General features: G+C 37.1%; 16 protein-coding genes, 1 tRNA gene, 1 other RNA gene and 1 other annotated feature. Of the genes, 4 read left to right on the top strand and 14 right to left on the bottom strand.

Annotated features, from left to right (window positions below; all coding sequences use genetic code 11):
* Positions 1–224: 224 nt before the first annotated feature.
* The 7 genes from AZF08_RS19090 to tadA form a co-directional block, all read right to left on the bottom strand.
* Positions 225–494, bottom strand: coding sequence for a pro-sigmaK processing inhibitor BofA family protein (locus tag AZF08_RS19090; protein ID WP_033678853.1), 270 nt, complete (start codon positions 492–494; stop codon positions 225–227).
* A gap of 198 nt (positions 495–692) precedes the next feature.
* Entirely contained in the window at positions 693–914 is a 222-nt protein-coding gene (locus tag AZF08_RS19085; protein ID WP_033678854.1) for a YaaL family protein, read from the bottom strand.
* A gap of 14 nt (positions 915–928) precedes the next feature.
* Complete coding sequence (recR, locus tag AZF08_RS19080; protein ID WP_011983166.1) at positions 929–1,525, bottom strand: recombination protein RecR; 597 nt, start codon at positions 1,523–1,525, stop codon at positions 929–931.
* A 17-nt stretch (positions 1,526–1,542) separates the two neighbouring features.
* Positions 1,543–1,869, bottom strand: coding sequence for a YbaB/EbfC family nucleoid-associated protein (locus AZF08_RS19075; protein ID WP_200875238.1), 327 nt, complete (start codon positions 1,867–1,869; stop codon positions 1,543–1,545).
* Between the two features lie 26 nt (positions 1,870–1,895).
* Positions 1,896–3,584, bottom strand: coding sequence for a DNA polymerase III subunit gamma/tau (gene dnaX / locus AZF08_RS19070; protein ID WP_033678856.1), 1,689 nt, complete (start codon positions 3,582–3,584; stop codon positions 1,896–1,898).
* A 134-nt stretch (positions 3,585–3,718) separates the two neighbouring features.
* An RNA gene (gene ffs, locus AZF08_RS19065) (signal recognition particle sRNA large type) lies at positions 3,719–3,983 on the bottom strand.
* A gap of 78 nt (positions 3,984–4,061) precedes the next feature.
* A complete protein-coding gene (tadA, locus tag AZF08_RS19060) occupies positions 4,062–4,556 on the bottom strand; it encodes a tRNA adenosine(34) deaminase TadA (RefSeq protein ID WP_033678857.1) in 495 nt (164 codons plus the stop codon).
* 122 nt (positions 4,557–4,678) lie between these two features.
* On the opposite strand from tadA, the gene AZF08_RS19055 reads away from it, so the two are divergent.
* From AZF08_RS19055 to AZF08_RS19045, 3 genes are all read left to right on the top strand, one after another.
* Positions 4,679–5,218: an isochorismatase family cysteine hydrolase gene (locus AZF08_RS19055; RefSeq protein ID WP_033678858.1), complete on the top strand. Its 540-nt coding sequence runs from the start codon at positions 4,679–4,681 to the stop codon at positions 5,216–5,218.
* A gap of 120 nt (positions 5,219–5,338) precedes the next feature.
* Complete coding sequence (locus AZF08_RS19050) at positions 5,339–5,974, top strand: deoxynucleoside kinase (RefSeq protein ID WP_033678859.1); 636 nt, start codon at positions 5,339–5,341, stop codon at positions 5,972–5,974.
* Between the two features lie 2 nt (positions 5,975–5,976).
* Positions 5,977–6,645: a deoxynucleoside kinase gene (locus AZF08_RS19045; RefSeq protein ID WP_033678860.1), complete on the top strand. Its 669-nt coding sequence runs from the start codon at positions 5,977–5,979 to the stop codon at positions 6,643–6,645.
* A 35-nt stretch (positions 6,646–6,680) separates the two neighbouring features.
* On the opposite strand, the gene AZF08_RS19040 is transcribed toward AZF08_RS19045, so the two are convergent.
* The 7 genes from AZF08_RS19040 to guaB form a co-directional block, all read right to left on the bottom strand.
* A complete protein-coding gene (locus AZF08_RS19040; protein WP_033678861.1) occupies positions 6,681–7,073 on the bottom strand; it encodes a DUF3797 domain-containing protein in 393 nt (130 codons plus the stop codon).
* A 165-nt stretch (positions 7,074–7,238) separates the two neighbouring features.
* A tRNA-Ser gene (locus AZF08_RS19035) sits at positions 7,239–7,331 on the bottom strand.
* A 138-nt stretch (positions 7,332–7,469) separates the two neighbouring features.
* Positions 7,470–8,744, bottom strand: a complete 1,275-nt coding sequence (gene serS / locus AZF08_RS19030) for a serine--tRNA ligase (protein ID WP_033678862.1) — start codon at positions 8,742–8,744, stop codon at positions 7,470–7,472.
* 49 nt (positions 8,745–8,793) lie between these two features.
* Positions 8,794–9,015: a binding site (T-box leader), on the bottom strand.
* A gap of 50 nt (positions 9,016–9,065) precedes the next feature.
* Complete coding sequence (gene pdxT, locus AZF08_RS19025) at positions 9,066–9,659, bottom strand: pyridoxal 5'-phosphate synthase glutaminase subunit PdxT (protein ID WP_033678863.1); 594 nt, start codon at positions 9,657–9,659, stop codon at positions 9,066–9,068.
* Positions 9,660–9,676: 17 nt separating this feature from the next.
* Positions 9,677–10,564: a pyridoxal 5'-phosphate synthase lyase subunit PdxS gene (gene pdxS / locus AZF08_RS19020; RefSeq protein WP_033678864.1), complete on the bottom strand. Its 888-nt coding sequence runs from the start codon at positions 10,562–10,564 to the stop codon at positions 9,677–9,679.
* Positions 10,565–10,724: 160 nt separating this feature from the next.
* A complete protein-coding gene (locus AZF08_RS19015; protein ID WP_033678865.1) occupies positions 10,725–12,044 on the bottom strand; it encodes a D-alanyl-D-alanine carboxypeptidase family protein in 1,320 nt (439 codons plus the stop codon).
* Between the two features lie 104 nt (positions 12,045–12,148).
* On the bottom strand, positions 12,149–13,612 hold the full coding sequence (gene guaB, locus AZF08_RS19010) for an IMP dehydrogenase (RefSeq protein WP_033678866.1): 1,464 nt from the start codon (positions 13,610–13,612) through the stop codon (positions 12,149–12,151).
* Between the two features lie 115 nt (positions 13,613–13,727).
* Here guaB and AZF08_RS19005 point away from each other — a divergent pair, with 115 nt between their 5' ends.
* The gene (locus AZF08_RS19005; protein WP_033678867.1) at positions 13,728–14,723 is read left to right on the top strand and encodes a YaaC family protein; all 996 of its coding nucleotides are present in this window, start codon (positions 13,728–13,730) and stop codon (positions 14,721–14,723) included.
* The last annotated feature ends 104 nt before the right edge of the window (positions 14,724–14,827 follow it).

Here is a 14,827-nt window from a genome sequence, read left to right as displayed (position 1 = left end):
GTCTAGCATCATAAAAATAAAAATTGACGTTTCACGTTGTTTGTTTCGTTTAGTTTTCAAAGTTCAACATCGCGTTTCAGCGACTTTTATAATTTAACACATCTTATTAATTCCGTCAACATCTTTTTTCTTTCGTTGCTGACGACGCTTATTAATTTATCATATTAACAATTAATAAGTCAACACTATTTTTCATTTTTTTAAAACAAATGCCAAAATATTTTTTATCCTGGCATTATATATAATTTTATGATGACCAATGCACAAATACCTGGTATCCCTAAGAAGCTAGAAACAGAAGCCGTTCCAATATTAATAGGAATATGAAAATCAAGGTATGTCCCAATTACATTCACAACAAACAACAGTGCTACACCTATCATTACCTTAACAAATACCTTCCCTATAAACTGCAATGGTTTTAGTGAAGTACCAAAGATCAGTAACATAAAAACCAAGGTAAGAATACCAACAATAAGAATTGTTGCGTTCATTTTCTCCCTCCTCATATATAGCCCACACACTCTATTTGTATGGGACAAGGAAGCAAAAAAGACCGCTCAATTATATAAAGTTGAATTTTTATCCGTGGTTTTCTTTATCTCCTAACTTAATTTCTTCACTATCGCTACACTTTAATACACTCTATTAGCACCCATAAAAAAAAGCCCTGATTAAAAAATCAGAGCCTCTTACCATTGTTCCATTTTTACAGGACGCCTTTTTGCTTCTTTTAATAAGAAAAAATATTTCGCTTCTGCTAATTTCAAAGAACACAGTACATCCTGGGATGGTTCAACACTTTGTTCTACCATTCTTTTTAACCTTAACCACTCGTTCTTTACTTTCTCTAACGAAGTAATTAACTTATCATCATACTCTTTTCGCAACTTTCCCTTTTTTTGAAAAAACATTTCAGCTTCCCCTCTTATACTTCCCTACGACCTTCTAAGGCCTTAGATAATGTTACTTCATCTGCGTATTCTAAGTCTCCACCAACCGGAAGACCGTGTGCAATACGTGTCACCTTAATACCTGTCGGTTTTAAGAGGCGGGAAATATACATCGCTGTAGCCTCCCCTTCAATATTCGGGTTTGTTGCTAAAATAACTTCTTGTACCGTTTCATCTTGTAGTCTTTTTAATAATTGCGGAATATTAATGTCTTCTGGCCCAATTCCTTCCATCGGTGAAATTGCACCGCGAAGCACATGATAAACACCTTGGTATTCTTTCATTTTTTCCATAGCGATTACATCTTTCGGTTCTTGCACAACACAAACAACCGACTGATCACGGTGTGAATCATCACAAATATAACAAGGGTCGCGATCTGTGATATGCCCACATACAGAACAGTATGTTAAGTTCCGCTTTGCATTTACAAGAGATTTAGCAAAATCTAAGACGTCATCTTCTTTCATATCTAGCACGAAAAAAGCCAATCGAACTGCAGTTTTCGGCCCAATCCCTGGTAATTTCATAAAACTATCTATTAGCTTGGATATCGGTTCTGGATAATGCATATGTCAATATCCTCCTACTAGAACATTCCACCTGGTAAGTTTAATCCTTTTGTGAATTGTCCCATTGTAGAGTTTGACAGTTCCTCAGCTTTCTTAAGCGCATCATTTGTTGCAGCTAATACAAGGTCTTGTAACATCTCGATGTCTTCTGGATCTACAACTTCTTCTTTAATTTTCACTTCAAGAATTTGCTTATGACCATTCACCATAACAGTAACCATTCCACCACCAGCTGTACCTTCAACTGTTTTTTCTCCAAGTTCCTCTTGTGCTTTCGCCATTTCTTTTTGCATTTTCTGCATTTGTTTCATCATATTATTCATATTTCCCATTCCGCCACGCATCATAATAAATTCCTCCTAAATGTTTTTTATTCTTTTATTTCAATTAGTTGTTGCCCTACTAATTTTACAGCCTCTTCTACGAGAGGATCTGATTTTTTCTCTGCAGATTCTTCTGAAGTTCCACCTTCACGTTGTAAGAATTCTTCGCGAATTTTACCCCATTCACTCTTTGGAATTGCAATCATATTTAACCTTTTGCTAAGCAATTCAAAAAGGACTTGTTCTACGGTATCCATCGCATCACGATTTTCACTTGCCATTTTACAATGGATCTCATATTGGAACGCTAAAACATAAGAATCATCAGAGGCTGCAACTGGTTCACTATTTTCTAACAAAACAGCAAAAGCCACTTTATTATGGGATTTCAGCCTTCCTAACAGCTCTCCCCAAACACCTTTTAAGTGTTCTAAATCTTGGCGTTTTGCTTGTTTCAATACTTCGTGCACGCGTCCAACAGGGATTTTCATACTTCCTGTCCGCACTGTTTTTGGTGCAGTACGAGTCTCTCTTACTTCCTGCTGCACACCGGCTGGTACACCATTTTTCTTTACATGTTCTAGTTCTTTTTCTAGTTGTTGCATTCTGTTCATAATCGCTTGCAAACGATCTGCTCCATTTGCTTGCATCATAAACTGCTGACAAAGTTGCACCATCACAACTTCCAGGAAAATACGAGGATGGTTTGTCCACTTCATTTCCTGTTGCCCCTTACTTAATGTATGAATAATTTCATAGATTACCTCTGGTTGCATCGCTTCACTTAACGTACGGAACTGATCATCCACAATCACTCGTTCTAACATATGTTCTAATTGCGAAGATGTTTGATATAAGAGCATATCACGATAATAGTAAATGAAATCTTCCATAAAACGAACTGGATCTTTCCCCTTACTCATCATGTCATCGATAATACGTAATGCTCTTGATACATCATTCTCTCGTATGCATTCTACAAGATTACCTAAATATTGTTGAGAAACGGAACCCGTTACCGCTAAGACATCCTCGGTTGTCACTATTTCATCACTATAGGAAATAGCTTGGTCGATAAGACTTAACGCATCACGCATACCACCTTCAGCAGCACGTGCAACAATTTGCAGCGCTTCATCTTCCACCTTTGTACCTTCATTTGTAACAACCGTTGCTAATCGCTCTACAATATCGTGTACTGATATTTTTCGAAATTCAAAGCGTTGACAGCGTGAAATGATTGTGGATGGAATTTTGTGCGGTTCTGTTGTCGCCAAAATAAAGATAACATGTTGTGGTGGTTCTTCTAACGTTTTTAAAAGCGCGTTAAAGGCACCCATAGACAGCATGTGAACCTCATCGATAATGTATACTTTATATCCTACTGCGCTCGGGGCATATTTTACTTTATCTCTTATATCTCGAATTTCATCTACACCGTTATTTGAAGCCGCATCAATTTCTAATACATCTGAAATAGACCCTTGCGTAATGCCTAAACACGCAGGACATTCATTACAAGGTTCAGCTACCGGAGCATGCTCACAGTTAATTGCCTTTGCAAATACTTTTGCAATTGTTGTTTTCCCTGTTCCCCTCGGACCAGAAAATAAATAAGCATGCGAAGCTTTCTCTTGAAGAAGGGCATTTTGCAACGTTTTTGTTACGTGCTTTTGACCGACTACATCTTCAAACTTTTGCGGCCTCCATGTTCGGTATAACGCTTGGTATGACACGAAAATACGGCCTCCCTCAAAGGTTATTATCTTATATATTATAACCCATTCTGTTTATAGATTCCAAAAGTTATTTTCTATACAAAAAACCCACCTTTATTATATAAGGTGAGTTTTGTATACATATATAACTGCCGTGCACCTTCTGTCGATTACGTACCATAAGCGTTACTTAAGCAGTTAGCTCGGTTCAGGCACTCCTGCGGCACACGAGAAAACCCGCTTATTGCTGCTTCCTTCCGGACCTGACAAGGTTCACGGGGTCCCGTTGCGCAGGACCCAAACGTCAACGCCACTTACTTAAGGCAGGCCTTACAGCAACATAACCTCGAGAAGGAATTCGGCCTCGCTAGAGCGGATTGCGAGTACAGGGCACCGCTACCTCCCCGCTTAGCACGGCAAAGTTAAAACCAATATTCGGTTGCCTTAAATAAGGCATTTTTAGTATAACTTGTTTTATCATAAAATGCAAACAGGTTAACACTCGTTATTATTTCCAATTTTTTTCTGCTCTTTCCTTTTTCTGCGAAGCTCCCTAAAGAAGTTTGTTAATAAGGTACCGCATTCTTCTTCCATTACACCCGATACAACTTCACATTGGTGATTAAACCTTTCATCCGTCAAAAGATTCATTAGCGTACCTGCACATCCACCTTTCGGATCACTCGCCCCGTATACAACTCGCTTTACCCTTGATAAAACAATCCCACCTGCACACATCGGACATGGTTCCAAAGTAACATATAATGTAGCATTTTCTAAACGCCATGTTCCTAATTTTTTACAAGCTTCATCTATAGCTAATAACTCCGCGTGAGCAATTGAACGTTGCTCCGTTTCCCTTAAATTATGAGCAGTGCTAATTACTTCTCCATCCAGCACAATAGCCGCTCCAATTGGTACCTCTTGTATCGCTTCAGCTTTCTTTGCTTCTTCCATTGCAATCTTCATAAAATAAATATCTTGTTCCATAACATAGTCCCCTCATTACAAATAAAATACAATAACACATTTAACTACATTAATCCTTACTAGCGCGGGATAACTTTGACACATTCAATCCAACCTAAAGAAAAAAAGAAAGGTGATTATAAATGAAAAATACCGCCTTACTCATCATTGACATGATTAATGACTTTCAATTTTCACACGGTCCCATCCTTGCACAAAAATGCCAAATAATGATTGAACCTATTTTAAAGCTAAAACAAAACATGAAAACACTAGGTTATCCTGTCATTTATATTAACGATCATTATCAACTATGGAGAGCTGATATTGACCAACTCATTACTCATTGTACAAATAAGTATAGTCATGACATTATACAAGCAATTGCTCCTAGCATAGATGATTATGTTTTTATTAAACCACATTATTCTGCATTTTATGAAACACCCTTAAATTCTCTATTAGGACATTTAAAAATTGAAAACCTTATTGTTACAGGGGTGGCTGGGAATATATGCATACTTTTCACAGCGAATGACGCTCATATGAGAAATTATAAACTTTATGTCCCTAAAGACTGCACTGCTTCTAATTGTGACCAAGATAATCTACATGCCCTAAAAATAATGGAAACAACGTTGAAGGCAAACATTACACCTTCGTTTCAATTGAACTTTGAATAGTATGCATCTATTTTCTAACTTTTTATGACAAATTAGTCCGCTCGCTTCCCTCTTATGCTACAATAATTCTGTTTTGTATTTTTATTTACAGTAAATTACGGACTGAAAGGAGGAAACAGCGTGACCGGAGTACCATTTATCACGGTTGAAGGACCAATTGGTGTTGGAAAAACTTCACTAGCGAAGGAAATTTCAACTCACATGCAACTCCACTTATTAAAAGAAATTGTTGATGAAAATCCTTTCTTGGGAAAATTTTATGAAGACATTGACGAATGGAGTTTCCAAACAGAAATGTTCTTTCTTTGCAATCGCTATAAGCAATTGGAGGACATTAATATAAAGTACTTAAATCAAAGTAAGCCAGTAGTAGCAGATTATCATATATTTAAAAATTTAATTTTTGCATCTCGTACATTAAAAAACATTCAATATGACAAGTACATGCAAATTTATCGCATTCTTACACAAGACATGCCTGTACCAAATGTCATTGTATATTTAACAGCGAGTTTAGAAACATTACAAAAACGAATTGCCATGCGCGGACGAGAATTCGAAAAAAATATGGATCCAAATTACTTACTACAACTTACTAAAGATTACGAAACTGCAATGGATACTTTTAAGAAGGATCATCCCGATATCCCGGTGTTAAAATTCAATGGCGATAACATCGATTTCGTGAAAAACAAGGATGATTTGAACGTAATTTTATCCGCTCTCCAAAATACACTCTTAAAGGGGACGAAATAGCAATGGATTTAAGGAAAAAGTATAATATACCAAATGATGCAGTAATTACAATTGCTGGTACAGTTGGTGTTGGTAAATCGACTATGACAACTGCACTTGCTAATGCTTTAGGTTACCGTACATCATTTGAAAAAGTGGATTCCAATCCATATTTGGACAAGTTCTATGCTGATTTCACACGCTGGAGCTTTCACTTGCAAGTTTACTTTTTAGCAGAGCGCTTTAAAGAACAAAAGAGAATCTTCGAATATGGTGGCGGCTTTGTCCAAGATCGTTCCATCTACGAAGATACTGGTATTTTCGCGAAAATGCATCACGAAAAAGGAACAATGACAGAAACAGATTATGAAACATACAAAGGGTTGTTTGATGCGATGGTTATGACACCTTATTTTCCGCACCCAGACTTATTAATTTATTTAGAGGGATCTTTCGATGATATCGTAAACCGTATTCAGGAACGTGGTCGTCCAATGGAACAGCAGACACCAATCGAATATTGGAAAGAAATGCATGGACGTTATGAGAATTGGATTAATAACTTTAATTCCTGCCCGGTCTTACGTTTAAATATTAATGAATATGATATTCTAAAAGATGAGAACTCTATTGAACCAATTATGAAGAAAATTGGGCACTTCTTGCAACAAACACGTAAACTTGTAAAATAAAAAACCCGTGCACATGCACGGGTTTTCCTATTAACTTACTTTTTCTTTTTTGTTGGAGCAATAATTTCGCTCTCTGGTTTCCCAGCATTAATACGCTGACGAACAGTACTTGTACTAATATCATACGCTTCAGCAATTTCTTTAACAGTCATTTCTTTTCCGTTAATCATCGCTGTTATCACTTTACCTGTACGTTTAGGAGCTGTTTCTTTTTTCACAGCCTTTTCCTCAGCTTTTCTCGGTGCCTCTACCTTCACTTCTTGGTTCACATTACAAGTACAACCACAAAGCTTACGGAATGTCTCATCACTTATAATACGAGATACATTTGCAGCACTGTTTAAAATTCTATTCTTCTTACAGACAGGACATTGTACATAATATAAAGTTTTTCCATCTAATGGAAATGTTTGTATAATAAGATCCATGTTGACTCCTTTCATATCTATGAAGATAATCATCGGAATATGAGTGTTTCATAAGGCATAAACACCTTACATCATACTTTATGACTGGTTTTAAAATAAAAACTCGTTACGTGTTGGTAACGAGTTCTCCAATCTCCACTTATATGCGCTGTTGTCAATTATATCTGGAGGAGGAAGAGGGATTCGAACCCCCGCACGGCTCTCGCCGCCTGTCGGTTTTCAAGACCGATCCCTTCAGCCAGACTTGGGTATTCCTCCATATTGACATCAAATATAATATCAAAAGAAAAACAGTTAGTCAAGTATACTATAATAAATTATAGGAAGAGGAAAAAACTTTTTTCCTTTTCCTATGGTTATCACACTGACAACACTCATACCGATGAAAGTTTCAATTTATTTAATAACTGTTTTTCCTCCCATATAAGGGCGAAGAACTTCTGGAATTATAATTGTACCATCTTCTTGTTGGTAATTTTCTAAAACAGCTGCAACTGTACGTCCAATTGCAAGTCCAGATCCATTTAGTGTATGAACATGTTCTGGTTTTGCATTCGGTTCACGGCGGAAACGGATGTTTGCACGTCTTGCTTGGAATGCTTCAAAGTTACTACAAGAAGAAATTTCACGATATGTGCCGTAGCTTGGAATCCATACTTCAATGTCGTATTTCTTCGCTGCTGTGAAGCCTAAATCTCCCGTGCACATGCTCATAACGCGATATGGTAGACCTAATAATTGTAACACGCGTTCTGCATCATTTGTTAACTTTTCTAATTCTTCATAAGAATCTTCTGGTTTCACAAATTTCACAAGCTCTACTTTGTTAAATTGATGCTGGCGAATCAAACCACGTGTATCACGACCAGCTGAACCTGCTTCAGAACGGAAGCAGGCACTAAATGCTGCATAGCGAATTGGCAGTTGTTCTCCACTTAAAATTTCATCACGGTGCATATTTGTTACAGGTACTTCAGCTGTAGGGATTAAGAAGTAATCTTCGCTTTCAATACGAAATGCGTCTTCTTCAAATTTTGGAAGTTGCCCTGTTCCTGTCATACTTGCACGGTTTACCATATACGGAGGTAAAACTTCTTCATATCCATTTTCTTCTGTATGCAGATCAAGCATAAAGCTAATTAAAGCACGTTCTAACTTTGCACCTGCGCCTTTAGAAAATACAAAACGACTTCCAGTTACTTTAGCAGCACGTTCGAAATCTAAAATTCCTAGATCAGTTGCAAGATCCCAGTGAGGTTTTGGCTCAAAATTAAATTCTTTTACTTCTCCCCAAGCACGAGCTACTACGTTATCATCCTCTGCTTCACCGATTGGTGCAGATTCATGAGGAATGTTTGGAATAGAAAGCATCAATCGCTCTAAATCCTCTTCAACTGAACGAAGCTCATTATCAAGATTTTTTACTTTTTCCCCTACTTCACGCATTTCTAAGATTAATGCTTCTGCATCTTTCTTTTCACGCTTTAATACAGAGATTTGTTGAGATACTTCATTACGTTTACTTTTCAACTCTTCTGTTTGAACAAGTAACTCTCTTCTTCTTATATCTAGTTCTTCAAAACGACCAAAATCAGTTAAATCTTCGCCTCTATGCTGTAATTTTGCTTTTACTTCTTCAAAATTCGCACGTAAAAATTTAATATCAAGCATGATTATTCCTCCTTTTATTTATAAAACACAAAAAACTCCCGTCCCTGTAAAAAGGGACGGGAGTTAACCCGCGTTGCCACCCTAGTTGAAAGCAGTCTTGCTTTCCTCTCAAGTAGAAATAACGACTCTTCACCGGAAATGTTTACTAATCATAAAGATATTCCACATTTCATTCTAGGATGGATTCACAAACTGTTTCTATCGGTTTCCACCAGCCACCGACTCTCTATAAGAAACATCATTTGTTACTAATTCCTATCAACACGTTGATTTTATAAAATTGTTACCATCAATTTACTATAATCTTACACAAGTTGCAAGCTACTTATACAACTTTTTCATTTTTGCTTCTTTCACCATTTGTACGAAATATGCTGTAACACGATGATCATCCGTTAATTCTGGATGGAAAGAAGCAGCTAAAAACGGCCCTTGTCTTACTGCTACCATTCGATCATTATGCATAGAAAGAACTTCAACGTTATCTGCTATATTCACAACGTATGGTGCACGAATAAATACACCTATAAAGTCTTCTCCTACACCTTTTATCGAAAGAGCAGCCTCAAAACTGTCCTTTTGGCGACCAAATGCATTACGTTCAACTGTAATATCCATCGCACCGATATGAGATTCTTCGTAACCAACAAGATTTTTTGCAAGTAAAATCATACCTGCACATGTACCAAACATTGGTTTATTAGATTTTGCGAAATCACGAAGTGGTTCCATAAAATCATACTTATCAATAAGACGGCGCATTGTTGTACTTTCACCGCCTGGTAAAATAAGACCATCAATTTCTTCAAGTTGTTCTACACGTTTTATAATCACAGCTTCTGCACCACTCGCCTCCACTGCCTTTATATGCTCTCGAACTGCTCCCTGAAGGCCTAATACACCGACTTTAACCATTGCAAAATCTCCTTTAATTACCAACCACGCTCTTGCATGCGTTGTTCTGGTAATAATGTTGAAATTTCGACACCTTTCATTGCAGTACCTAATCCTTTAGAAAGGCTTGCAATTAGCTCGTAATCTTCGTAGTGTGTCGTTGCTTCAACAATTGCACGTGCAAATTTCTCTGGATTTTCTGATTTGAAGATACCAGATCCTACAAACACACCATCTGCACCAAGTTGCATCATTAATGCCGCATCAGCTGGAGTTGCTACGCCACCTGCTGCAAAGTTTACAACTGGTAGGCGGCCAAGACGTTTGATTTCAAGTAATACTTCATAAGGAGCGCCAGTATTTTTTGCATATGTCATCAATTCGTCTTCACGTAGGCTCGCAACTTGACGGATTTCTGCATTAACTTGACGCATATGGCGTACTGCTTCCACAATATTTCCTGTTCCTGGCTCACCCTTTGTACGAAGCATAGATGCACCTTCTGCAATACGACGCGCCGCTTCTCCAATATCACGGCATCCACATACGAATGGAACAGTGTAATCACGTTTATTTAAATGGTATACTTCATCAGCTGGAGTTAATACTTCACTCTCATCGATGTAGTCTACCCCTAATGATTCTAATACACGCGCTTCTACAAGGTGACCAATACGGCATTTTGCCATAACTGGAACTGATACGGCACCCATAACTTCTTCTACAATCGTTGGATCTGCCATACGTGCAACGCCACCTGCTGCACGAATATCCGCAGGAACACGTTCTAATGCCATAACAGCAACTGCGCCTGCTTCTTCTGCAATTTTTGCTTGTTCAGCGTTAACTACGTCCATGATAACGCCGCCTTTTTGCATTTCTGCCATTCCACGTTTTACACGTTCTGTTCCTGTTACATTTGTCATGTACAAAAACCCCCCTAGGTGAATTGCTTTCCCCCGTTAAAGGCGAAAATTAAGAATACTCTTACATTCTACCACTAACTATGAGAGGCTTGTCTACTACTTTTTCATAAAATCGGTATGAAAAATAGGAATAAAAAAAAGCTCCTACAATGAGGAACTCTTAAAACCAACCTTTTACTGTATCAACGGCACTATTCCAAATGCCACTAAAGAAAGAACCAATACCACGCATAGAACGTGTAAACCAGTTTGCCTTTTCTACTTCTGATTTTGTTACAAGGTCTACTTGTAATGATTTACCTGATAAAAATCCAGAATCATTATTATCCTTAGGTGATATCACCATTTGGCCAAGTGCTGTCCCCTTTTTAATTGGTGCTTCTTTCTCTTTACTTACATCTTTAAATTCTGTTTTATATACATCTTTACTTCCTTTTAACATTGGAAGTGTAATAGCTTGTTTTGTTTGGACTGTTACATCTTTATCTTTTGCATTTTCTACTCGTACGGTTTCATGTCCTTTTACAGTAGAACCTTTTGGGTATAGCTTTTTCACTTCGAAGTTTGTAAAACCATAATCAAATAGTTTCTTTGTTTCTGCAAATCGTGCTGGATGCGATTTTGTGTTAATTACAACAGAAATTAAACGCATACCATTACGCTCTGCCGTTCCTGTAAAGCAATCTCCCGCTTCTGGTGTAGAACCTGTTTTAAGACCATCTGCTCCCTCATATTGGAATACGAGACCTTTTAACATCCAGTTCCAGTTGTCCATTTTGACTGGATACTTTCCACCTTCTTGGAATACCTTCTTCGGAATTTTAGCCGTCTCTAATACCTTTGGAAAACCTTGAATAAGGCGCTGAGCTACAATAGCACAATCTATAGCAGACATTTTATTTTCCTCATCTGGAGTTGTTCCTTCAGGATGTTGTCCCTTTAAATCTTTGTTCGTTAGGCCAGTAGAGTTTACAAATTTATAACTTTTTAATCCAAACTCTTTCGCTTTAGCATTCATCATTTTTACAAAGTCTACTTCTTTACCAGCAACTGCTTCAGCTAATGCAATTGTTGCACCGTTTGCAGAATAAATTGCCATTGCCTCATATAATTCTTTTACCGTATACGATCCACCATTCTCTAACGGAACGTTTGATAATGAGCGATCTTGTGAAATCTTGTATGCATATTCAGAAACTTTAACTTTTTGATCCCATTTAAGTTTCCCTTTAGCCACAGCTTCATTAACTAAGTATTCACTCATCATTTTTGTCATACTAGCAATTGCTAATAATTGATCTGCATTTTTTTGGTATAGAACTTTCCCAGAATCTGCTTCCACTAAAATCGCTGCACCTGCTTCTACGTCTAAAGCAGGGCTTGTTTCTGCTGATGCACTGCCATACGTAACAAATATGCTACAAACTAATGTAAGCACCGTTACCAGCGCAATGAATCTCTTGCAAAACATACCTTTCACTTTTGTTACCCCCAATATCTTTGTACTCACATAACCGTTATTCTAACATAATCAAAAAAAAATAAACAGAGATATCAAATCTCTGTCTATTTACATATAAGACATTATAAAGAGTAATTTGGAGCCTCTTTTGTAATTTGTACGTGATGTGGGTGGCTTTCACGTAAGCCAGCACCTGACATACGGATGAACTGTGCATTCTCACGTAAAAACTCTAAATCTTGTGCTCCGCAATATCCCATACCTGCACGTAATCCACCAACTAATTGATGAACTGTATCAGCTAAAGGACCTTTATATGGTACTCGTCCTTCGATACCTTCTGGAACAAGTTTTTTATTACCTTCTTGGAAGTAGCGGTCTTTACTTCCTTTTTCCATTGCTCCAACAGAACCCATACCACGGTATACTTTAAATTGACGACCTTGATAAATTTCGGTTTCTCCTGGGCTTTCTGCTACACCAGCAAACATACTCCCAAGCATAACAACGTGTGCCCCTGCTGCTAATGCTTTTACCATATCACCAGAGTATTTAATACCACCGTCAGCAATAACTGGAATACCATGTTTACGAGCTTCTGTCGCACAATCGTATACTGCTGTTAATTGTGGTACACCAACACCAGCTACAACGCGTGTAGTACAGATAGAACCTGGTCCGATACCAACCTTGATAACATTTGCACCCGCTTCAATTAATGCACGTGTCGCTTCAGCTGTGGCAACGTTACCTGCAATAATGTTTAATGCTGGATATTTCGCACGAACTTCTTTTACTTTTTCAATAACACCTTGAGAATGCCCGTGGGCCGTATCAAGTACAATGACGTCTACGTTTGCTTTTACTAATGCATCGATACGAAGCATAGCATCTGCCGTTACACCAACTGCTGCTCCGACTAATAAACGACCTTGTTTATCTTTTGCTGAGTTTGGAAACTCAATTACTTTTTCAATATCTTTAATTGTGATAAGCCCTTGTAATACACCGTTATTATCAACAAGAGGGAGCTTTTCAATTTTATATTTCTGTAGGATCTTTTCAGCTTCTTCTAGCGTAGTACCAACTGGAGCTGTAATTAATTGTTCTTTTGTCATTACATCGGAAATCTTGATAGAGTAGTCTTGAATAAAACGCATATCACGGTTTGTAATAATACCAACTAATTTTTGTTCGTCTAAATTATTTACAATTGGTACACCTGAGATACGATATTTCCCCATAAGATGTTCTGCATCATATACTTGATGTTCTGGAGTTAAAAAGAAAGGATCTGAGATAACGCCACTTTCAGAGCGTTTTACTTTATCAACCTGCTCTGCCTGTTGCTCAACAGACATATTCTTATGAATAACTCCTAGGCCGCCTTGACGTGCCATAGCAATAGCCATATCAGCTTCTGTTACTGTATCCATGCCTGCGCTAATTAAAGGAATATTTAACTGTAGACTTTCAGATAGAACCGTTTTGACACTTACTTCTCTTGGCAGTACATCTGACTTCGCTGGTACAAGTAACACATCATCGAATGTCAAACCTTCTTTAACAAATTTAGATTCCCACATAATTGTTCCCCCTATGATACCAGAAATTATTATTAGTAGCTTAACAATTGGTTAAAATACTGTCAAGAAAGTACCTATATGTTAGAATTTTTAGATAATAAAAGGAGCGTAATATATGCATCATACATCTCATACTTGGCAGCAATTAAGTTTCTTTTTTTCATCCCAAAATGTACAACGTTATCTTTCCCGTTGTTATGAAAAATTACATATCGAAAATGTTGAAAAAAAGAGCTTTGAAAATTGTTACCCTTTTATTTATTACTTAGAACATGGAAAAAGTTATTATGAATTATGTAAAACGGCTCCATTATCTATTCAACCTATGTTGCTATTTTATGGAATGAGTCAGCTCTTAAAAGCATGCTTATTAACTGTCGATCCAAATTATCCTGAATCAACAACAATTTTAGCACACGGAGTGACAACACGTAAAAGAAAAAAACAAGGATATCAATTTTTAGAAGATGAGGTCAAAGTACAAAAGAATGGATTATTCCCTCATGTTGCGGAACGGATGTTTCACATGAAACACTTAGAGGCTGAAAAATTTAACATGTTAGAACTAATGCATAAAATACCTGAATTTAAAAACCTATTTCAATATAGTCAAAAGGAAAAAATGCTATATAAAGTTGATACACTAGATGAACATCACATTTTATTTTCTTCTAGCATACTTGATCGCTTACACATGACGAAAGAGCGTTTCTCTCGTTTCATAGAAACAAATGGTAAACATCTTTTTATACAACATATACCTGATGTGACCAATGAATCCAATTTACAATTTTCAGCTCCTATTAAAACGTGGAATCCTTTGTATAGTACACCGTTCTCTTATGATTACAGTACTCATACTTATTATTTGCCAATAACTCATGATGTACGTAATCATAAATTACACTTACCTGAATTACTGATACACTATTTATTACTTTACAATTTAAGTATGATTTCACGCTATGAAACCGATTGGTGGTACGACTTATTAAACAGTTATTCTTCTGAAGACTATCCTTTTATTTATCAATTTTTAGGGGTATCAACTCAGAAAATCCCTTATTATATTTCACTTTTTTTATTAAGAGACTACTCCCCTATTTCTTAGGAAACAAAAAAGCACGAGTCCATTGACTCGTGCTTAGATTGCTTGGCGACGTCCTACTCTCACAGGGACAAGGTCCCAACTACCATCGGCGCTAGAGAGCTTAA

The organism is Bacillus gaemokensis, assembly GCF_001590835.1.
Lineage (GTDB): Bacteria > Bacillota > Bacilli > Bacillales > Bacillaceae_G > Bacillus_A > Bacillus_A gaemokensis.
This window is presented reverse-complemented; position numbering and strand designations above follow the sequence as displayed.

Coding starts and splice junctions, on each gene's coding strand:
- serS (WP_033678862.1), bottom strand. CDS start 8,744: ATGCTTGATATTAAATTTTTACGTGCGAATTTTGAAGAAGTAAAAGCA.
- AZF08_RS19055 (WP_033678858.1), top strand. CDS start 4,679: ATGAAAAATACCGCCTTACTCATCATTGACATGATTAATGACTTTCAA.
- AZF08_RS19090 (WP_033678853.1), bottom strand. CDS start 494: ATGAACGCAACAATTCTTATTGTTGGTATTCTTACCTTGGTTTTTATG.
- AZF08_RS19045 (WP_033678860.1), top strand. CDS start 5,977: ATGGATTTAAGGAAAAAGTATAATATACCAAATGATGCAGTAATTACA.
- tadA (WP_033678857.1), bottom strand. CDS start 4,556: ATGGAACAAGATATTTATTTTATGAAGATTGCAATGGAAGAAGCAAAG.
- pdxS (WP_033678864.1), bottom strand. CDS start 10,564: ATGACAAATGTAACAGGAACAGAACGTGTAAAACGTGGAATGGCAGAA.
- guaB (WP_033678866.1), bottom strand. CDS start 13,612: ATGTGGGAATCTAAATTTGTTAAAGAAGGTTTGACATTCGATGATGTG.
- AZF08_RS19075 (WP_200875238.1), bottom strand. CDS start 1,869: ATGCGTGGCGGAATGGGAAATATGAATAATATGATGAAACAAATGCAG.
- pdxT (WP_033678863.1), bottom strand. CDS start 9,659: ATGGTTAAAGTCGGTGTATTAGGCCTTCAGGGAGCAGTTCGAGAGCAT.
- recR (WP_011983166.1), bottom strand. CDS start 1,525: ATGCATTATCCAGAACCGATATCCAAGCTAATAGATAGTTTTATGAAA.
- AZF08_RS19040 (WP_033678861.1), bottom strand. CDS start 7,073: ATGGATCTTATTATACAAACATTTCCATTAGATGGAAAAACTTTATAT.
- AZF08_RS19005 (WP_033678867.1), top strand. CDS start 13,728: ATGCATCATACATCTCATACTTGGCAGCAATTAAGTTTCTTTTTTTCA.
- AZF08_RS19085 (WP_033678854.1), bottom strand. CDS start 914: ATGTTTTTTCAAAAAAAGGGAAAGTTGCGAAAAGAGTATGATGATAAG.